The organism is Citrobacter sp. Cf087, from assembly GCF_030334285.1.
Taxonomy (GTDB): Bacteria; Pseudomonadota; Gammaproteobacteria; order Enterobacterales; family Enterobacteriaceae; genus Citrobacter; species Citrobacter freundii.
The window spans coordinates 1-20,231 of the sequence record NZ_JAOWED010000019.1; the positions used below are offsets into that span (position 1 = coordinate 1).

Annotated in this window: 18 protein-coding genes and 1 tRNA gene; 12 read left to right on the plus strand and 7 right to left on the minus strand. The window is 53.0% G+C overall.

Features of this window, described 5'->3' with window-relative positions:
- The first annotated feature begins 125 nt into the window (after positions 1-125).
- Positions 126-201, plus strand: a tRNA-Trp gene (locus OGV57_RS00895).
- Positions 202-300: 99 nt separating this feature from the next.
- Here the strand turns inward: OGV57_RS00895 and hdfR are convergent.
- On the minus strand, positions 301-1,146 hold the full coding sequence (gene hdfR, locus OGV57_RS00900; RefSeq protein WP_086529734.1) for an HTH-type transcriptional regulator HdfR: 846 nt from the start codon (positions 1,144-1,146) through the stop codon (positions 301-303).
- Positions 1,147-1,252: 106 nt separating this feature from the next.
- Here hdfR and maoP point away from each other — a divergent pair, with 106 nt between their 5' ends.
- Positions 1,253-1,591: a macrodomain Ori organization protein MaoP gene (gene maoP / locus OGV57_RS00905; RefSeq protein WP_003018025.1), complete on the plus strand. Its 339-nt coding sequence runs from the start codon at positions 1,253-1,255 to the stop codon at positions 1,589-1,591.
- A gap of 24 nt (positions 1,592-1,615) precedes the next feature.
- Here the strand turns inward: maoP and OGV57_RS00910 are convergent, their stop codons facing one another.
- A complete protein-coding gene (locus OGV57_RS00910) occupies positions 1,616-3,136 on the minus strand; it encodes a YifB family Mg chelatase-like AAA ATPase (RefSeq protein ID WP_054528914.1) in 1,521 nt (506 codons plus the stop codon).
- 352 nt (positions 3,137-3,488) lie between these two features.
- On the opposite strand from OGV57_RS00910, the gene ilvL reads away from it, so the two are divergent.
- The 6 genes from ilvL (at position 3,489) to ilvA (ending at position 10,041) form a co-directional block, all read left to right on the plus strand.
- A complete protein-coding gene (gene ilvL, locus OGV57_RS00915; RefSeq protein ID WP_001311244.1) occupies positions 3,489-3,587 on the plus strand; it encodes an ilv operon leader peptide in 99 nt (32 codons plus the stop codon).
- A gap of 139 nt (positions 3,588-3,726) precedes the next feature.
- Entirely contained in the window at positions 3,727-5,373 is a 1,647-nt protein-coding gene (ilvG, locus tag OGV57_RS00920; RefSeq protein WP_003841174.1) for an acetolactate synthase 2 catalytic subunit, read from the plus strand.
- Positions 5,370-5,633, plus strand: coding sequence for an acetolactate synthase 2 small subunit (gene ilvM, locus OGV57_RS00925; protein ID WP_003018017.1), 264 nt, complete (start codon positions 5,370-5,372; stop codon positions 5,631-5,633). The genes ilvG and ilvM overlap by 4 nt, the downstream gene beginning before the upstream one ends.
- A gap of 17 nt (positions 5,634-5,650) precedes the next feature.
- Positions 5,651-6,580 (plus strand): branched-chain amino acid transaminase, encoded by a 930-nt coding sequence (locus OGV57_RS00930; protein ID WP_003018014.1) that lies wholly within the window; start codon positions 5,651-5,653, stop codon positions 6,578-6,580.
- A 60-nt stretch (positions 6,581-6,640) separates the two neighbouring features.
- Positions 6,641-8,491, plus strand: coding sequence for a dihydroxy-acid dehydratase (gene ilvD, locus OGV57_RS00935; protein ID WP_016151227.1), 1,851 nt, complete (start codon positions 6,641-6,643; stop codon positions 8,489-8,491).
- A 5-nt stretch (positions 8,492-8,496) separates the two neighbouring features.
- The gene (ilvA, locus tag OGV57_RS00940) at positions 8,497-10,041 is read left to right on the plus strand and encodes a threonine ammonia-lyase, biosynthetic (protein WP_003844611.1); all 1,545 of its coding nucleotides are present in this window, start codon (positions 8,497-8,499) and stop codon (positions 10,039-10,041) included.
- A gap of 63 nt (positions 10,042-10,104) precedes the next feature.
- Here ilvA and fabV read toward each other — a convergent pair whose 3' ends face one another.
- A complete protein-coding gene (gene fabV, locus OGV57_RS00945) occupies positions 10,105-11,298 on the minus strand; it encodes an enoyl-ACP reductase FabV (RefSeq protein ID WP_003841179.1) in 1,194 nt (397 codons plus the stop codon).
- Between the two features lie 172 nt (positions 11,299-11,470).
- A complete protein-coding gene (ilvY, locus tag OGV57_RS00950; protein ID WP_003018003.1) occupies positions 11,471-12,373 on the minus strand; it encodes an HTH-type transcriptional activator IlvY in 903 nt (300 codons plus the stop codon).
- A gap of 164 nt (positions 12,374-12,537) precedes the next feature.
- On the opposite strand from ilvY, the gene ilvC reads away from it, so the two are divergent.
- Positions 12,538-14,013, plus strand: coding sequence for a ketol-acid reductoisomerase (gene ilvC, locus OGV57_RS00955; RefSeq protein WP_003844614.1), 1,476 nt, complete (start codon positions 12,538-12,540; stop codon positions 14,011-14,013).
- A gap of 115 nt (positions 14,014-14,128) precedes the next feature.
- Here ilvC and ppiC read toward each other — a convergent pair whose 3' ends face one another.
- Entirely contained in the window at positions 14,129-14,410 is a 282-nt protein-coding gene (ppiC, locus tag OGV57_RS00960; protein WP_003017999.1) for a peptidylprolyl isomerase PpiC, read from the minus strand.
- 84 nt (positions 14,411-14,494) lie between these two features.
- Between ppiC and rep the strand changes: the two genes are divergently transcribed.
- Positions 14,495-16,516: a DNA helicase Rep gene (gene rep, locus OGV57_RS00965; RefSeq protein ID WP_054528915.1), complete on the plus strand. Its 2,022-nt coding sequence runs from the start codon at positions 14,495-14,497 to the stop codon at positions 16,514-16,516.
- 47 nt (positions 16,517-16,563) lie between these two features.
- On the opposite strand, the gene gppA is transcribed toward rep, so the two are convergent.
- Both gppA and rhlB read right to left on the minus strand, forming a co-directional pair.
- Positions 16,564-18,045, minus strand: a complete 1,482-nt coding sequence (gene gppA, locus OGV57_RS00970) for a guanosine-5'-triphosphate,3'-diphosphate diphosphatase (protein ID WP_003017996.1) — start codon at positions 18,043-18,045, stop codon at positions 16,564-16,566.
- A gap of 136 nt (positions 18,046-18,181) precedes the next feature.
- Positions 18,182-19,450 carry an ATP-dependent RNA helicase RhlB gene (gene rhlB, locus OGV57_RS00975; protein ID WP_003017994.1) on the minus strand — a complete coding sequence of 423 codons (1,269 nt, stop codon included), beginning with the start codon at positions 19,448-19,450 and terminating at the stop codon, positions 18,182-18,184.
- 143 nt (positions 19,451-19,593) lie between these two features.
- Between rhlB and trxA the strand changes: the two genes are divergently transcribed.
- Both trxA and OGV57_RS00985 read left to right on the plus strand, forming a co-directional pair.
- Positions 19,594-19,923: a thioredoxin TrxA gene (gene trxA / locus OGV57_RS00980; RefSeq protein WP_001280776.1), complete on the plus strand. Its 330-nt coding sequence runs from the start codon at positions 19,594-19,596 to the stop codon at positions 19,921-19,923.
- A gap of 130 nt (positions 19,924-20,053) precedes the next feature.
- The gene (locus tag OGV57_RS00985; RefSeq protein ID WP_049259789.1) at positions 20,054-20,173 is read left to right on the plus strand and encodes a rho operon leader peptide; all 120 of its coding nucleotides are present in this window, start codon (positions 20,054-20,056) and stop codon (positions 20,171-20,173) included.
- The last annotated feature ends 58 nt before the right edge of the window (positions 20,174-20,231 follow it).

The window sequence follows — 20,231 nt, forward strand, 5'->3', positions numbered from 1 at the left end:
GCGGTAGTTCAGTTGGTTAGAATACCTGCCTGTCACGCAGGGGGTCGCGGGTTCGAGTCCCGTCCGTTCCGCCACTTATTAGAAAATTAAGCCTGCTACTAAGCAGGCTTAATGATAAAAAATTTAGGGGCGTAGCTCAGTTGGTAGAGCACCGGTCTCCAAAACCGGGTGTCGCGAGTTCGAGTCTCTCCGCCCCTGCCAGAAACAATCCTTAGCATTCTTGCTAAGGATTTTTTTTATCTGCAATTTGCGCAGTGCCTTCCAGTTGTTTTATTCTCGGCATCCTTGCCCATATTTTCTTTAATCTTCCAGAATATTCGTGCTCAGCAAGTCGCAAATCAGTGCATGTTTATCGCTGTTTTGCAGCCAAACTGCATATAACGGGCGCGAAAGGGTTGTACTGTCAGTAACCGTATGGAGATCGCTTTTACCTTTAGCCCAACTGACCGGAAGCCAGCTAAAGCCTCTAAGGACTGAAAGTTGCTGCCTGGCCAATTCTGCCGAACTGGTGGTGAGTACCGGCACTTCATCTCCCGCAATCAATCCCGCTTCGTGTTGCTGAAAGTCAGGTCCCCATTCCAGACGCAGATAATTCAGTTCATCCTTGGTTTGCGAAGGAGAGCTGCAATAGAGCGCCAGCGTGAAATATCCCAACAGTTGGCTGCTAAATTCGTCCATTTTGGGCGTTTCGGTAGTAATCAGTAGATCAAGCTGTCGTTCATGGAGCTGTTTTACTAACGACTGTCGCTGAGCGATCCTCGCTTCAAACTGCAGGCTGGATTGCGGCTCCTGGGATTGGTACAAACGCCCCAACCAGCCATTAAGCATGCATTCCCAGAGGGATGCGCTGGCACCAATAGAAAACTCGTTATGCCGCGAGGTATTCGCAACCTCCTTACGTGCGGCTTGCCACGTATTCATCAGCGTTTCAGCGTAAGGCAGTAATTTTTCACCTGCAGCGGTTAAACGGATATTGTTTCTGTGTCGGGTGAACAGGTTTACACCCAATTGATTTTCCAGTTGTCTGATCCGGAAACTAACCGCTGATTGGGTCAGATAGAGCGCTTCAGCAGCCCTGCCAAAGTGGCGTGTCCGGCTAACTTCCAGGAAAGTTTTTAACAATTCCGTATCCACAACTCGCTCCATAAAATTATTTGTCGTTATGATTTAAATCTTTTGTTTGACGCTCTGTCAAGCGTAACTAATACTCCGCGCCATAAATAGCTCGGCCAAAGAATTAGGAGCGTGCAGGATGGCGGAAAGCTTTACGACGACTAATCGATATTTCGATAATAAATATTATCCCCGCGGATTCTCCCGTCATGGTGATTTCACCATTAAAGAAGCACAACTGCTTGAGCGTCACGGTTATGCTTTCAACGAGCTGGATCTGGGCAAGCGTGAGCCGGTAACGGAAGAAGAAAAACTGTTTGTTGCGGTATGCCGTGGTGAGCGCGAACCGGTTACCGAAGCTGAACGTGTGTGGTCCAAATACATGACGCGCATTAAGCGTCCAAAACGCTTCCACACGCTGTCAGGCGGGAAACCTCAGGTGGAAGGTGCGGAAGACTACACCGAATCTGATGATTAATAAAAAAGGGCGAAAGCCCTTTTTTTATGCCAGTAGTTTTTGCAAATGAATGAGTAATCTGTCTATCGCCCGATACCCAACAGCCTCCTGTAAGTGCTGGCGAGAGATATGGTCAGATTGTTCTATATCCGCGATCGTTCGAGCAACCTTTATCAGGCGTAACCAGGCGCGGATAGATAATCCGAGATGCGCGAGCGTTTCTTCAAGCCACTGTGCATCGTCGCTGCGCAGTGGACAGTATTTATGGATATCCTGACTGTCCAGATGCGCGTTTAACTTATTTTGTCGTCGATACTGACGATCTCGCGCTGCCATAACACGTTGCTTCACCGTTGCGCTATCTTCCCCTTTTACCTGGTTCTGGCTGAGTATCCCGGGCGGTGGCAAAGGGATTTCGAGAGAGAGATCGAAGCGGTCAAGAAATGGACCTGATAATCGATTGAGGTAGCGTAGCGTCTGCTCTGGGGTACAGCGGTTATGGTTCCCCTGATAATGGCCTGTTGGGCTGGGATTCATGGCGGCTATGAGTTGAAAGCGAGCGGGATAGGTGATTTTTGCTCTGGTGCGGGATAGATGTATCTGTCCGGACTCAATGGGTTCGCGCAGTGCATCCAGTGTGCGCCGCTCAAACTCGGGTAGTTCATCCAGAAATAGTATGCCGTTATGCGCCAGAGAGATCTCGCCTGGCGCAGGAATAGAGCCTCCACCGACCATGGCGGTTAATGAAGCACTGTGATGCGGAGAGCGAAAAGGGCGTTGTTTCCACTGTTTCTGTAGCGTGTCGGAATTGACCAGACTAAGAATCGCGGCGCTTTCCAGTGCCTCATCGTTACTCAGTGGCGGAAGCAATCCTCTCAGGCGACTGGCCAGCATAGTCTTACCCGTACCCGGAGGGCCGATGAGTATGAGGTTATGACCGCCAGCTGCGGTAAGCTCCAGCCCGCGTTTACCCTGTTCCTGGCCGATAACATCGCTCAGATCATCTGCTAATGCGCAGGGGATAAAATCTGCTGATGATGGTCTGTCTAAATCATGCTTACCTTCGAGGAATGCGCATACTGCCTGTAGATGATCGGCTATGAGGCACCCTTCACCCTGTATTAGTCCAACTTCAGCTGCATTCTCTTTTGCGACAATAATTCTCCTGCCTGCGCGAATGGCTTCGGTTGCACTTGATATCGCACCGGGAACGCCGCGTAACGCACCTGTAAGCGCTAATTCGCCTACCAGCTCATATGTATCGAGATTATGGGTAGTAAGCTGCTCAGAAGCGGCCAGAAGCGCAACTGCGATAGGTAAATCATATCGTCCCCCTTCTTTTGGGAGATCGGCTGGCGCGAGGTTTATGGTTATCTTTTTTGCCGGGAATTCATAACCGCTATTAATTACCGCACTGCGAACCCGATCGCGGGCCTCTTTTACCGTTGTTTCGGGTAATCCCACCATGGTTAAACCAGGCAAACCATTGCTGATATGTACCTCGATGGTAATGGCTGGCGCATTCACGCCCAACGCAGCGCGTGTGTGAACAATCGATAGTGACATAAGCCCTCCTGATGAAAGCATTATGTCGCAATACATCGCTGCAAGATTTCACATAATTACGGTTTTTAGAGGCTTATTCCCGTGTTTTTATGTGGCTCAACACTGATTACATTAAGTCTGGAATAGCGCTCGCAAACGCTTTTGCATGGCGTTTTTAGTAGGGAGTGGGTTGCCGAGAATCACCTGAAACGTGAAATATTTTCACCTTTGATTTTCTGTTTAAAAAACAACGATATTTATCTAAACCGTTAACGTCGTCAGAAAAACGAATAAAAAAATATCTTGTGTCATTTGCAAATTCTATGGTAACTCTTTAGGTATTCCTTCGAACAAGATGCAAGAAAATACAAAAATGACAGCCCTTCTACGAGTGATTAGCCTGGTCGTGATTAGCGTGGTGGTGATTATTATCCCACCGTGCGGGGCTGCACTTGGACGAGGAAAGGCTTAGAAAACAAGCCTTAACGAACTAAGACCCCCGCACCGAAAGGTCCGGGGGTTTTTTTTGACCTTAAAAACATACACGAGGAGCAGAAAGTGAACGGTAGCATAAAATTCTGTTTCTCAAGATTTACGGCGGGGATGTAACTATGAATGGGGCACAGTGGGTGGTACATGCGTTGCGTGCACAAGGGGTTCAAACCGTCTTTGGTTATCCTGGTGGCGCAATTATGCCGGTTTACGATGCGTTATATGACGGCGGCGTAGAACACCTGTTGTGCCGACACGAGCAGGGCGCGGCAATGGCAGCAATTGGCTATGCCCGTGCGACCGGTAAAACCGGCGTGTGTATCGCCACTTCCGGACCTGGTGCTACCAACCTGATCACGGGCCTTGCCGATGCGCTGTTAGATTCAGTTCCTGTGGTGGCGATCACCGGCCAGGTGGCATCATCTTTCATCGGAACGGATGCGTTCCAGGAAGTGGACGTTCTGGGTATGTCTCTGTCCTGCACCAAACACAGTTTCCTGGTGCAGTCACTGGAAGAGCTGCCGCGCATCATGGCTGAAGCTTTTGCTGTGGCGAATTCCGGTCGTCCGGGGCCGGTTCTGGTTGATATCCCGAAAGACATCCAATTGGCCAGCGGTACGCTGGAGCCGTATTTTACGACAGTCAAAAACGTAGAGGTTTTCCCGCACGCTGACGTTGAGCAGGCGCGTAAAATGCTGGCACAAGCGCAGAAACCTATCCTGTACGTAGGTGGCGGCGTTGGTATGGCGCAGGCGGTCCCGGCCCTGCGTGAATTTATCGCGGTAACCCAAATGCCGGTCGCCTGCACGTTGAAGGGGCTGGGCGCAGTAGAGGCTGACTACCCATACTATTTGGGTATGTTGGGAATGCACGGCACTAAAGCGGCAAATTTCGCGGTGCAAGAATGTGATTTACTGATTGCAGTGGGCGCGCGTTTTGATGACCGGGTAACCGGCAAGCTGAATACCTTCGCACCAAACGCCAGCGTGATCCACATGGATATCGACCCTGCGGAAATGAACAAGCTGCGCCAGGCGCACGTAGCATTGCAGGGTGATTTAAATTCTCTGCTGCCGGCATTGCAGCAATCGCTGAAGATTGACGCATGGCGTCAGCATAGTGCTGAACTGCGCACAGAGCATACCTGGCGCTATGATCATCCCGGTGAGGCTATCTACGCGCCACTGTTGTTGAAGCAGTTGTCCGATCGCAAACCCGCGGACAGCGTAGTGACAACGGATGTTGGCCAGCATCAGATGTGGTCGGCGCAGCATATGACCTACACCCGCCCGGAAAATTTTATCACCTCGAGCGGCCTGGGCACGATGGGCTTTGGCTTGCCAGCAGCGGTTGGCGCGCAGGTTGCTCGCCCGAACGATACGGTAATCTGTATCTCCGGTGACGGTTCCTTCATGATGAATGTACAGGAGCTCGGCACCGTAAAACGCAAGCAGTTGCCGCTGAAGATAGTTTTACTCGACAACCAGCGGTTAGGCATGGTGCGACAATGGCAGCAGCTGTTTTTCCAGGAACGTTATAGCGAAACCACCCTTACCGATAACCCCGATTTCCTCATGTTGGCCAGTGCCTTCGGCATCCCAGGTCAACACATCACCCGTAAAGACCAGGTTGAAGCGGCACTCGACACCATGCTGAACAGCGAGGGGCCATACCTGCTTCATGTCTCAATCGACGAACTTGAGAATGTCTGGCCTCTGGTACCGCCAGGTGCCAGTAACTCAGAAATGCTGGAGAAATTATCATGATGCAACATCAGGTCGCCGTTGAGGCTCGGTTCAATCCGGAAACGTTAGAACGTGTTTTACGCGTGGTACGCCATCGCGGTTTTCAGGTGTGCTCCATGAATATGGAAGCCGCCAGCGATGCGCAAAATATAAATATCGAATTGACCGTTGCCAGCCCCCGGTCGGTCGACTTACTGTTTAGTCAGTTAAGTAAACTGGTAGACGTTGCACATGTTGCTATCTGCCAGAGCACAACCACATCACAACAAATCCGCGCCTGAGCGCAAAAGGAAGAAAAATGACGACGAAAAAAGCTGATTACATTTGGTCTAATGGCGAGATGATTCGTTGGGAAGACGCTAAGGTTCACGTGATGTCCCACGCGCTGCACTACGGTACTTCTGTATTTGAAGGCATCCGTTGCTACGATTCTCACAAAGGGCCGGTGGTGTTCCGTCATCGCGAACATATGCAGCGTCTGCGTGATTCAGCCAAGATCTATCGTTTTCCGGTTTCTCAGAGCGTTGATGAGTTGATGGAAGCTTGCCGTGAGGTGATTCGTAAAAACAATCTGACCAGCGCCTATATCCGTCCGCTGGTGTTTGTTGGCGACGTGGGGATGGGCGTTAACCCGCCAGCGGGATACACCACTGACGTGATCATCGCTGCGTTCCCGTGGGGCGCTTACCTTGGTGCTGAAGCGCTGGAACAGGGGATCGACGCGATGGTTTCTTCCTGGAACCGCGTTGCGCCGAACACCATCCCTACAGCGGCTAAAGCGGGCGGTAACTATCTGTCTTCGCTGCTGGTGGGTAGTGAAGCGCGTCGTCATGGCTATCAGGAAGGCATTGCCCTGGATGTGAATGGTTACATTTCTGAAGGCGCGGGTGAAAACCTGTTTGAAGTAAAAGACGGCATTCTGTTTACCCCGCCGTTTACCTCTTCTGCACTGCCGGGTATCACCCGTGACGCGATCATTAAGCTGGCGAAAGATCTCGATATCGAAGTGCGTGAGCAGGTGCTGTCCCGTGAATCGCTGTACCTGGCCGACGAAGTGTTCATGTCCGGTACCGCGGCCGAAATCACCCCAGTACGCAGCGTCGATGGTATCCAGGTGGGCGAAGGCCGCTGCGGTCCGGTCACCAAACGCATCCAGCAGGCCTTCTTTGGCCTCTTCACTGGTGAAACGGAAGATAAATACGGCTGGTTGGATCAGGTTAATCAATAAACATAAATTTGGGACGGCACGCACCGTCCCAATTATTAGACAGACGGGAGTTAATCAAGCATGCCTAAGTATCGTTCTGCTACCACCACCCACGGCCGCAATATGGCGGGTGCCCGCGCACTGTGGCGCGCCACCGGGATGACCGATGATGATTTCGGTAAACCGATTATCGCTGTGGTGAACTCTTTTACCCAGTTTGTGCCGGGTCACGTCCACCTGCGCGATCTCGGTAAACTGGTTGCCGAACAAATCGAAGCCTCAGGCGGCGTGGCGAAAGAGTTCAACACCATTGCTGTGGATGATGGTATCGCCATGGGGCACGGTGGCATGCTGTATTCACTGCCGTCGCGCGAGCTGATTGCTGACTCCGTTGAGTACATGGTTAACGCCCACTGCGCCGATGCGATGGTCTGTATCTCTAACTGCGACAAAATCACCCCTGGGATGTTAATGGCCTCTTTGCGCCTGAATATTCCGGTGATCTTTGTTTCCGGCGGTCCGATGGAAGCCGGGAAAACCAAGCTCTCTGACCAAATCATCAAGCTCGACCTGGTTGATGCGATGATTCAGGGCGCTGACCCGAAAGTCTCCGACTCACAAAGCGAGCAGGTTGAACGTTCCGCCTGTCCAACCTGCGGCTCCTGCTCCGGCATGTTCACCGCCAACTCAATGAACTGCCTGACCGAAGCGCTGGGCCTGTCGCAGCCGGGTAACGGTTCGCTGCTGGCGACTCACGCCGACCGTAAAACGCTGTTCCTTAACGCGGGTAAACGCATCGTTGAGCTGACTAAACGCTACTATGAGCAGGATGATGCCTCCGCCCTGCCGCGCAACATTGCCAGTAAAGCGGCGTTTGAGAACGCCATGACGCTGGATATCGCCATGGGCGGCTCCACCAACACCGTTCTGCACCTGCTGGCGGCCGCACAGGAAGCGGAAATCGACTTCACCATGAGTGATATCGACAAGCTGTCCCGCAAAGTCCCACAGCTGTGTAAAGTGGCGCCGAGCACGCAGAAATACCATATGGAAGACGTGCACCGCGCAGGCGGCGTACTGGGTATTTTAGGCGAACTGGATCGTGCCGGACTGCTGAACCGCGACGTGAAAAACGTGCTGGGTCTGACTCTGCCGCAAACGCTTGATCGGTATGACGTGATGTTGACCAAAGACGACGCGGTGAAAAAAATGTTCCGCGCCGGACCGGCGGGCATCCGTACCACCCAGGCGTTCTCGCAGGACTGCCGTTGGGATACGCTGGATGACAACCGCGCTGAAGGCTGCATCCGCTCGCTGGAACATGCTTACAGCAAAGACGGCGGTCTGGCAGTCCTGTACGGTAACTTTGCGGAAAACGGCTGTATCGTAAAAACTGCAGGCGTGGATGACAGTATCCTGAAATTCACCGGCCCGGCAAAAGTTTATGAAAGCCAGGACGATGCGGTTGAAGCAATCCTCGGCGGTAAAGTGGTGGCTGGCGACGTGGTTGTCATTCGCTACGAAGGGCCGAAAGGCGGGCCAGGCATGCAGGAAATGCTCTACCCAACCACCTTCCTTAAATCGATGGGCCTCGGCAAGGCTTGTGCGCTGATTACCGATGGTCGTTTCTCCGGCGGTACTTCGGGGCTTTCAATCGGTCACGTTTCTCCGGAAGCGGCCAGCGGCGGTAATATCGCGATTATCGAAGATGGTGACATGATTGCCATCGATATCCCGAATCGTGGCATTCAACTGCAACTGAGTGATGCGGAAATCGCTGCGCGCCGTGAAGCGCAGGAAGCTCGCGGTGACAAAGCCTGGACGCCAAAAGATCGTCAACGTCAGGTCTCCTTTGCACTGCGCGCCTATGCCAGCCTGGCAACCAGTGCCGACAAAGGTGCGGTGCGCGATAAGTCGAAGCTCGGGGGATAATGACCATGGCGGATTCACAACCTCTATCCGGTGCTCCTGAGGGCGCTGAGTATCTCAGAGCGGTACTGCGTGCGCCGGTATACGAAGCGGCACAGGTAACGCCGCTACAGAAAATGGAAAAGCTTTCTTCGCGCCTCGATAACGTCATTCTGGTGAAGCGCGAAGACCGTCAACCCGTTCACAGCTTCAAGCTACGCGGTGCCTATGCCATGATGGCGGGCTTGACCGAAGAGCAAAAAGCGCATGGGGTCATCACCGCATCGGCGGGTAATCATGCTCAGGGTGTCGCGTTCTCTTCTGCGCGCTTAGGCGTGAAGGCGCTGATTGTCATGCCAACGGCTACCGCCGATATCAAAGTCGATGCCGTTCGCGGCTTCGGCGGAGAAGTGCTGCTGCACGGCGCGAATTTTGATGAAGCCAAAGCCAAAGCGATTGAACTGTCACAGCAGCAGGGTTTTACCTGGGTTCCACCGTTTGATCATCCGATGGTGATTGCCGGGCAGGGCACGCTGGCGCTGGAGCTGCTCCAGCAGGACGCTCATCTCGATCGCGTATTCGTGCCTGTTGGTGGTGGCGGATTAGCGGCAGGTGTTGCGGTGCTGATTAAACAGCTGATGCCGCAAATCAAAGTGATTGCCGTGGAAGCGGAAGATTCGGCCTGCCTGAAAGCGGCGCTGGATGCTGGTCATCCGGTGGATCTGCCGCGTGTGGGTCTCTTTGCCGAAGGCGTAGCGGTGAAACGTATTGGCGATGAAACCTTCCGTCTGTGCCAGGAATATCTCGACGATATTATCACTGTCGATAGCGATGCTATTTGTGCGGCAATGAAAGACCTGTTCGAGGATGTACGTGCGGTGGCTGAGCCTTCCGGGGCGCTGGCGCTGGCGGGGATGAAAAAATACATCGCCCAGCACAATATTCGCGGTGAACGTCTGGCGCATGTTCTTTCCGGCGCTAACGTTAACTTCCACGGCCTGCGCTACGTTTCCGAACGTTGCGAGCTGGGCGAACAGCGTGAAGCGTTGCTGGCGGTGACGATTCCGGAAGAGAAGGGCAGCTTCCTGAAGTTCTGCCAGCTGCTGGGAGGGCGTTCGGTGACCGAGTTCAATTATCGCTTTGCTGACGCCAAAGATGCCTGCATCTTCGTGGGCGTGCGGCTGAGCCGCGGCGTTGAGGAGCGTAAGGAAATCCTTAGCCTACTCAAAGATGGCGGTTACAGCGTGGTGGATCTGTCAGACGATGAAATGGCCAAGTTGCATGTGCGCTATATGGTCGGTGGCCGTCCTTCTAAGCCGTTGCAAGAGCGCCTTTATAGCTTTGAGTTCCCGGAATCGCCGGGCGCGCTGCTGAAGTTCCTCTACACCCTGGGAACGCACTGGAATATCTCGCTATTCCACTACCGTAGCCACGGTACCGACTACGGCCGTGTACTGGCGGCGTTTGAGCTGGGCGATAACGAACCGGACTTCGAAACCCGGCTCAATGAACTGGGCTATGAGTGCCACGACGAGACCCATAACCCGGCGTTCAGGTTCTTCCTGGCGGGTTAACAACAGCCATTAAAAAAGGGTTCATGTAAAAACATGAACCCTTTTTGCTACTGTATCAGCAGATTACAGCGTGATAACGTCGAATTCGACTTCGGTGTTCACGTCAGCGTCGTAGTCCACGCCGTCGAGACCAAAACCGAACAGGTTCAGGAATTCCTGCTTGTAGCCTGCATAATCGGTTTCTTGCGCCAGGTTTTCGGTGGTGATCAGCGGCCACAGGTCGCGACATGCCTGCTGAATGTCATCACGCAGTTCCCAGTCATCCATACGGATACGCTGGTTGTCATCAAGCGCCACTTTGTCACCGTACAGGCTGGTGGTCATCAGACGGTTGATTTGCTCGATACAACCTTCATGAATCCCCTGTGCTTTCATCAGCTTGAAGACCATGGAGATGTACAGCGGCATCACTGGAATGGCGGAAGACGCCTGGGTGATTACGGATTTCAGTACGGCAACGTTCGCAGAGCCGTGCAGCGGAGCCAGCTGGTTACGCAGTTCGCCCGCGGCGCGATCGAGATCTTCTTTCGCTTTGCCCAGCGCGCCGTGCCAGTAGATTGGCCAGGTCAGGTCGGTACCGATGTAGGAGTAGGCTACGGTTTTCACGCCGTCAGCCAGCACGCCAGCTTCGCTCAGCGCGCCCATCCACAGTTCCCAGTCTTCTCCGCCCATTACGGTAACGGTGTTCTGAACTTCTTCTTCGGTTGCCGGCTCAATGCTGGCGGTGATGATCTGATCTTTGTTGGTATCGATCGCTTTAGAGGTGTAAACCTCACCGATTGGCTTCAGCGCAGAACGGACGATTTCACCGGTTTTCGGCATTTTACGCACTGGGGACGCCAGTGAGTAAACCACCAGGTCAATCTGACCCAGGTCTTCTTTTATCAGTTTGATCACTTCATCACGGCATTCGTCAGAGAACGCATCGCCGTTGATGCTTTTGGAGTACAGACCTTCACGCTTAGCGGCTTCATCGAAGGCGGCAGAGTTATACCAGCCTGCGGAACCCGGTTTGGTATCCGTGCCCGGTTTTTCGAAAAATACGCCGATAGTGGCGGCTCCGCTGCCAAAGGCGGCAGAAATTCTGGAAGCCAGACCGTAACCGGTGGAAGCACCGATCACCAGCACGCGGGACGGGCCGTTCTCGATTTTCCCGTTCTGCTTAACATACTCGATCTGCTTTTCCACGTTGACTTTGCAGCCAGTCGGATGGGTCGTTGTACAGATGAATCCACGAATTTTTGGTTTGATTATCATAATGATGGCTAATTAAGTTTGTATTTTCGCTGTCAAGTGCGCAATGACACCGTCTGTTCTGGCCTGCTTAACGCGATGGTTAACAAGCCCCCCACTACAATGGATCACGACATTATACAGAAAAGGAGCGCCAATACTGAATCTACCACTGATTTTAGGCCTGACGCTGGCGCTAGTCGGCAGATTTACGTTCCAGAACAATCTTCCAGAACGCGTCGATCAGCGGTTCATGCAGCCGCTTTTTCGGCGCGCAGACGCCGAGTTCGAACGGCGTTTTCTCGTCGCTGCGTTCTAAAATCATCACGCGGTTACGTACCGGCTCCGGGCTGTTTTCCAGCACCACTTCCGGCAGCAGCGCCACGCCGCAGCCCAGCGCCACCATTGAGACCATCGCTTCATGACCGCCTACCGTAGCGTAAATCGATGGGTTGCTGATTTTGTGACGGCGGAACCACAGCTCAATGCGGCGGCGGACCGGCCCCTGGTCGGCCATGATAAACGGCACCGTCGACCAGTCGGGTTTCTCGACGGAAACCTGATTACGCACCGGGCAGGGCAGCGCCGGGGCGATCAGCACCACCGTCAGATTCTCCAGCATCGAGAACGCCACCGCGCCGGGTAGTGTCTCGGGCTTACCGGCAATCGCCAGATCGGCTTCACCAGTGACCACTTTGTCCATCGCATCGGCGGCGTCGCCGGTGGTGAGCTTAATTTCCACCGATGGATGCTCGGCGCGGAAACGATCGAGAATGGGTGGCAGATGGCTGTATGCCGCAGTTACCGAACAGAAAATATGCAGTTCGCCTGACAGCGACGGCCCTTGTTGATCGAGGGTGTGGCGCAGTTGCTGGTATTGCAGCAGCGTCTGTTGGGCGAATACGCGCAGCTCTTCGCCCGCTTCGGTCAGCGTGACCGTGCGGTTATCGCGCACAAACAGCGGCTGGCCGAGATCTTCTTCCAGGCGCTGAATCTGGCGCGAAAGCGTGGAGGGGCTGACGTGCATTGCCCGTGCGCTGCGGCCAAAGTGGCGACTTTCAGCCAAATGCAGGAACATTTTCAGATCGCGTAAATCCACAGACGAACCTCCGATTTTCTACGTTGCATAAATTGCAATGTGATGTTGTGAATATATCAATTTCCGCAATAAATTTCCTGTTGTAATGTGGATTCAATCTCGCAAATACAAATCTGCGAACCGAATAATAAGCACCACAACACAACATCACGGAGTACACCATCATGGCTAACTACTTTAATACACTGAACCTGCGCCAGCAGCTGGCACAGCTGGGTAAATGTCGCTTTATGGGCCGCGACGAATTCGCCGATGGTGCGAGCTACCTTCAGGGTAAAAAAGTGGTCATCGTCGGCTGTGGCGCTCAGGGTCTGAACCAGGGCCTGAACATGCGTGACTCCGGTCTGGATATCTCCTACGCACTGCGTAAAGAAGCCATTGCTGAGAAGCGTGCTTCCTGGCGTAAAGCGACCGAAAACGGCTTCAAAGTGGGTACCTACGAAGAGCTGATCCCGCAGGCGGACCTGGTCGTTAACCTGACCCCGGACAAACAGCACTCCGACGTGGTGCGCTCCGTACAGCCGCTGATGAAAGATGGCGCGGCGCTGGGCTACTCCCACGGCTTCAACATCGTCGAAGTGGGCGAGCAGATCCGTAAAGACATCACCGTTGTGATGGTGGCACCGAAGTGCCCGGGTACTGAAGTTCGTGAAGAGTACAAACGTGGCTTCGGTGTACCGACCCTGATCGCCGTTCACCCGGAAAACGATCCGAAAGGAGAAGGCATGGCGATTGCTAAAGCCTGGGCTGCGGCCACCGGTGGTCACCGTGCGGGCGTGCTGGAGTCCTCCTTCGTTGCGGAAGTGAAATCTGATCTGATGGGTGAGCAGACTATCCTGTGCGGTATGCTGCAGGCAGGTTCTCTGCTGTGCTTCGATAAGCTGGTGGAAGAAGGTACTGACCCGGCATATGCTGAAAAACTGATTCAGTTCGGCTGGGAAACCATCACCGAAGCGCTGAAGCAGGGCGGCATCACCCTGATGATGGACCGTCTGTCTAACCCGGCGAAACTGCGTGCTTACGCGCTGTCCGAACAGCTGAAAGAGATTATGGCGCCGCTGTTCCAGAAACACATGGACGACATCATTTCCGGCGAATTCTCTTCCGGCATGATGGCTGACTGGGCTAACGACGATAAGAAACTGCTGACCTGGCGTGAAGAGACCGGTAAAACCGCGTTCGAAACCGCCCCGCAGTTTGAAGGTAAAATCGGTGAGCAGGAGTACTTCGATAAAGGCGTTCTAATGATTGCGATGGTGAAAGCGGGCGTTGAGCTGGCATTCGAAACCATGGTTGATTCCGGCATCATCGAAGAATCTGCTTACTACGAATCACTGCATGAACTGCCGCTGATCGCCAATACCATCGCCCGTAAGCGTCTGTACGAAATGAACGTGGTTATCTCCGATACCGCAGAATACGGCAACTACCTGTTCTCTTACGCTTGCGTACCGCTGCTGAAAGAGTTCATGACCACCCTGCAGACCGGCGACCTGGGCAAAGCGATTGCCGAAGGCGCGGTAGACAACGCGCAGCTGCGCGACGTGAACGATGCGATTCGCAGCCACGCTATCGAGAAAGTGGGCCAGAAACTGCGTGGCTATATGACCGATATGAAACGCATTGCCGTTGCTGGCTAAATAGGATGTCGGGTGGCGCTTGCGCTTACCCGACCTACGCACAGCAGATGTAGGCCGGATAAGGCGTAGCCGCCATCCGGCAAAAAAAGTCCGGTGTTTAACACCGGGCTTTCTATTAGTTACGGTACAGCACTTTAATGATGTGGTAACCAAACTGAGTGTGCAGCGGGCCGGTTGGCTCCAGCACAGGGCAGGAAAAGACCACTTTGTCGAACGCCGGAACCATCTGGCCCTGACGGAATTCACCTAAATCACCGCCGCGTTTGCCTGATGGACAGATAGAGTGTTTCTTCGCCAATTTGCCGAAGTCGGCGCCGTTTTTAATCTGTTCCAGAAGATCCAGTGCCAGTTTCTCTTCTTTAACAAGGATATGCACTGCTGCTGCTGTTTTTGCCATGATCGTGCCTTGAGTGGGGTGGTTAAGGCTGGCTATACTACCACGCTGTTATTCTCCCCTCCCGACTTTCATGAGTGACCCTTTATGCGTTTGAACCCCGGACAACAACAAGCCGTCGAATTCGTCACCGGACCTTGCCTGGTGCTGGCGGGAGCGGGTTCCGGCAAGACGCGTGTTATCACCAACAAAATCGCCCATCTGATCCGTGAATGTGGTTATCAGGCACGCCATATTGCGGCCGTGACCTTTACCAATAAGGCTGCGCGCGAGATGAAAGAGCGCGTGGCGCAAACGCTGGGTCGTAAAGAGGCGCGTGGGTTGATGATCTCCACCTTCCACACCCTGGGACTGGATATCATTAAGCGTGAATATGCGGCGCTGGGGATGAAGTCGAACTTCTCGTTGTTTGACGATACTGACCAGGTGGCCTTGCTTAAGGAACTGACCGAAGGGCTAATCGAAGACGATAAGCTTATCCTCCAGCAGTTGATCTCGACGATCTCCAACTGGAAAAACGATCTGATGACTCCGGCACAGGCGGCAGCCAGCGCCAAGGGCGAGCGCGATCGTATTTTTGCCCACTGCTATGGTCTGTATGACGCGCATATGAAGGCGTGTAACGTCCTCGATTTTGACGATCTGATCCTGCTTCCCACGCTGCTGCTACAGCGCAATGAAGAAGTGCGTGAGCGCTGGCAAAACAGAATCCGCTACCTGCTGGTGGATGAATATCAGGATACCAACACCAGCCAGTACGAGCTGGTGAAGTTGCTGGTAGGTAAACGCGCGCGCTTTACCGTCGTGGGCGATGACGATCAGTCGATCTACTCCTGGCGCGGCGCCCGTCCACAGAACCTGGTACTGTTAAGCAAAGATTTTCCGGCTTTGCAGGTGGTGAAGCTGGAGCAAAACTACCGTTCATCAGGTCGCATCCTGAAGGCGGCGAACATCCTTATTGCGAACAATCCACACGTCTTTGAAAAGCGACTCTTTTCCGAGTTGGGTTACGGTGCTGAACTGAAGGTACTGAGTGCCAATAATGAAGAGCACGAAGCGGAACGCGTGACCGGGGAATTAATTGCCCATCATTTTGTGAACAAGACGCAGTATAAAGACTACGCCATCCTGTATCGCGGTAATCATCAGTCGCGCGTGTTCGAAAAGTTTCTAATGCAGAACCGTATCCCGTACAAAATTTCCGGCGGAACGTCGTTCTTCTCGCGTCCGGAGATTAAAGATCTGCTGGCTTATCTGCGCGTGCTGAGCAACCCGGATGACGATAGCGCATTTTTGCGGATCGTAAACACGCCAAAACGTGAAATCGGCCCGGCCACGCTGCAAAAGTTGGGGGAATGGGCGATGACACGTAATAAAAGCCTGTTTACCGCCAGCTTTGATATGGGGCTTAGCCAGACACTGACCGGGCGCGGGTATGATTCTCTGACTCGCTTTACGCACTGGCTGGGGGTAATTCAGCGTCTGGCGGAGCGTGAGCCGGTTGCCGCTGTGCGCGATCTTATCCACGGTATTGATTACGAATCCTGGCTGTATGAAACCTCGCCGAGCCCGAAAGCGGCTGAAATGCGTATGAAAAACGTCAATACGCTGTTCAGTTGGATGACGGAGATGCTGGAAGGCAGTGAGCTGGAAGAGCCAATGACCCTGACCCAGGTTGTTACCCGCTTTACCCTACGCGACATGATGGAACGTGGAGAGAGTGAAGAAGAGCTGGATCAGGTGCAATTGATGACACTGCATGCCTCAAAAGGGCTGGAGTTTCCATACGTGTTTATGGTGGGAATGGAAGAAGGATTTTTGCCGCACCAGAGCAGTATCGATGAAGACAATATCGACGAAGAACGTCGTCTGGCTTATGTAGGGATTACGCGTGCACAAAAAGAGCTCATCTTCACGCTATGTAAAGAGCGTCGTCAGTACGGTGAGCTGGTGCGTCCGGAACCGAGTCGTTTCCTTCTGGAGCTGCCACAGGATGACGTTATCTGGGAGCAAGAGCGAAAAGTGGTGAGCGCAGAGGAACGGATGCAAAAAGGTCAGGCCAGCATCGCTAATATTCGGGCAATGATGGCGAAAGCTAAAGCGAAGTAGGTATTTTATGGGCCGGATATGTGTAAGCACTATCCGGCAACCAACATCTAATGAACGTCCAGCGGCCAATGGACATAGCTTTGCCACTGGCTTTCCTGATCGATTAACTCTTTACCCAGCGGATGATGTTCCAGCCAGCCTTCTGGTAGAGTGACCGTCAGGTGCTCGTTTCTTGCATCCAGTTGAATTTCCGGCACAAGATCGTCACGGCGACGACTGGCGAAAATGATCGCCAGGCGTAGCAAACGACAAAGATGCTCCGCGATGCGCGGTGGCACTGCGTTTTGCTGGTGGAGCGAAGAGAGATCGACGGGATTGGTCTGGTTGAGTAACAGCGTCGCTAGCAGTTTCTTTTGCGCAGGTGTAAAACCCGGAAGATCGAGATTGCGCACCAGATAAGCGGCATGCTGTGGTGCCTGTTTAAAATCAACGCTTAGGCCAATTTCATGCAACTGACAGGCACTAATCAGTAGTTCGCGGCTAATCGGTTCAAGATGCCACTTTTTTTCTACCTGATCGAGAAATTTAGTCGCTAAATTGGCAACACGATGTGCTTGCTCTGTATCGACCATAAAGCGGCGCTGGATATTGCGTAATGTGCGGCTACGAATATCCTGATCCACCGCCAGATGCAGCATACCGTAGACCAGACCTTCACGTAATGCGCCGCCGGCCAGGGTCATGCATTGAATGTTTAGTTCGGTGAAAATAGCAATCAGAATGGCCAGCCCGCTGGGGAAAACCAGCGCACGTTCCAGCGTTAACCCTTCGATTTCCAGCTCTTCCAGACGACCGCAGTGAATGGCACGCTGCTTAAGCTGCTGAAGTTTGGCCAGCGTAATGCGCTCATCCATGCCCTGCGCCATCATGATTTCCTGCAACGCCTGGACGGTGCCAGAGGCACCAACGCAAACTTTCCAGCCATGAAAACGCAGTTTGTCGGCGACCGGGCGCAGAACTTCGCGAGCGGCTTTCTCGGCCTCGTCAAAGTTTTCCTGTGCCAGATTACGATCGGTAAAATAGCGTTCGAGCCAGGTGACGCAGCCCATTGACAGGCTGAACAGGGAAGTGGTTTGCGCGCCAGAACCTGTAACCAACTCTGTGCTGGCCCCGCCAATGTCGACGACCAGACGCTGATCTGCGCCGCCGGTAGTGTGGGCCACACCTTGATAAATCAGGCGCGCTTCTTCTTCACCGCTAATCACCTGGACAGGGCAGCCGAGGATCTCTTGCGCTTTAGCAATAAACACATCGGCATTTACGGCGATGCGTAATGTTGCCGTGGCGACCACGCGGATTTGTGGATGCGGGATATCCTGCAGACGTTCTGCAAACAGGCGCAAACATTGCCAGCCGCGCTCCATTGCTTCAACAGAGAGCTCGTTGTCACCGTTGAGTCCAGCAGCCAGACGCACTTTGCGTTTGATACGAGTGAGCGTCTGGATGCTTCCTGCCACCTCGCGTACAACCAGCATATGAAAACTATTTGATCCGAGATCGATTGCCGCATACAGCGAAGTAGAATTCATACACTTCATCCTTCAACCTGTATCTGTGTTGGCTGCGTTCTCTCACCCGAATCACTTACTAAAGTAGGTTCATCAGGATTCGTTTTCTTGCCGCCTTGATACAGGCTGAATGATTTTGTGTATGGCATAACTTTTCTTAACCTGAACGACGACGATTACGCGGAGCACCACCGGTACGGCGTGGGCCATTGCCTGTGCGCGGGCGCGTTAAGCGCAAAGGCTTCGGCAGATCGGTCATCAGCGCATCCGGGTTATATTTGCTGACCGGAATCGAGTGGCCGATATAGGTCTCAATTGCGGGTAAATTCAGCGCGTACTCTTCACAAGCGAGGCTGATAGAGTGACCGCTTGCACCAGCACGACCGGTACGACCAATACGGTGAACGTAATCTTCACAGTCATCCGGCAGGTCATAGTTAAATACGTGCGTTACGGCTGGGATATGCAGACCACGTGCAGCAACATCCGTCGCAACGAGAATGTCGATATCGCCACGGGTGAATTCATCGAGGATTCGCAGACGTTTTTTCTGCGCCACGTCACCGGTCAGCAGACCGACACGATGGCCGTCTGCAGCAAGGCTGCCCCAGATATCTTCACAACGATGCTTGGTGTTAGCAAAAACAATGGCGCGATCTGGCCACTCTTCTTCAATCAGCGTTTGCAGCAAACGCATTTTCTCTTCGTTGGAGGGGTAGAAGAGCTCTTCTTTAATGCGATGGCCAGTTTTCTGTTCCGGTTCGACTTCAACGTACTCAGCGTTATTCATTTGTTCGAACGCCAGTTCGCGAACGCGATAAGAGAGGGTTGCAGAAAACAGCATATTCAGACGTTGGGTGGTTGGCGGCATACGACGGAACAGCCAACGGATATCTTTAATAAAGCCCAGATCGTACATACGATCGGCTTCATCCAGCACCACGACCTGAATCGCGCCCAGATTAATGTGGTTCTGTTTTGCATAGTCGATAAGACGACCGGTCGTGCCGATAAGAATATCGACGCCGCTTTCCAGCACTTTCAGCTGTTTATCGTAACCGTCGCCGCCATACGCCAGGCCTAATTTCAGACCAGTGGTCTGTGCCAGCGGCTCGGCATCGGCGTGGATCTGCACGGCTAACTCACGCGTTGGCGCCATAATTAACGCACGCGGTTGGTTCACCTTGCGATCGGCAATCGCGGGATGAGAGAGAAGATAATGAAACGTTGACGTCAGGAACGCCATCGTTTTTCCGGTACCGGTTTGCGCCTGCCCGGCAACATCACGACCAGCCAGCGTTAGCGGCAGCGCGAGGGCCTGAATGGGCGTGCAGTTATGAAAGCCTTTGTTTTCAAGGGCTTCTATCACCTTTGGGTGCAGGGCGAAGTCGGAAAACTTCTGTTCTGTTAAATGTGTTTTGCTCATAGTGTGGTAGAATATCAGCTTACTATTGCTTTACGAAAGCGTATCCGGTGAAATAAAGTCAACCTTTAGTTGGTTAATGCTACATCAACACGTCGTTGATTAATGCTACACCAATGCACCAGGCTTATTCCTGTGGAGTTATTATGAGCGATAAAATTATTCACCTGACTGACGACAGTTTTGACACGGATGTACTCAAAGCGGACGGAGCAATCCTCGTTGATTTCTGGGCAGAGTGGTGCGGTCCGTGCAAAATGATCGCTCCGATTCTGGATGAAATCGCTGACGAATATCAGGGCAAACTGACGGTTGCTAAATTGAACATTGACCAAAACCCAGGCACCGCGCCGAAGTATGGTATCCGTGGCATCCCGACCCTGTTGCTGTTTAAAAACGGCGAAGTTGCGGCGACAAAAGTCGGCGCGCTGTCCAAAGGTCAGTTGAAAGAATTCCTCGACGCTAATTTAGCGTAAGGAAGTCTCATGATCGGGCGACCATACTTCGAAATGATTCGGATGACTGGACGCCCGACTTGAGTCGTGCTAAGTTAGTGTTGACTTCGTATTAAACATACCTTATTAAGTTTGAATCTAGTTATATCCAATACTTCCCGTTGTTTCTCGCGCGAGAAGTGGACAGATTCCTGGCTTGTCACTCAATCCGTCTTGTCGTTTCAGTTCTGCGTACTTTCCTGTGACCAGACAGCGAACAGACATGAGTTGATGGCCGTAAACAGGCATGGATGACCCTGCCATACCATTCACAACATTAAGTTCGAGAT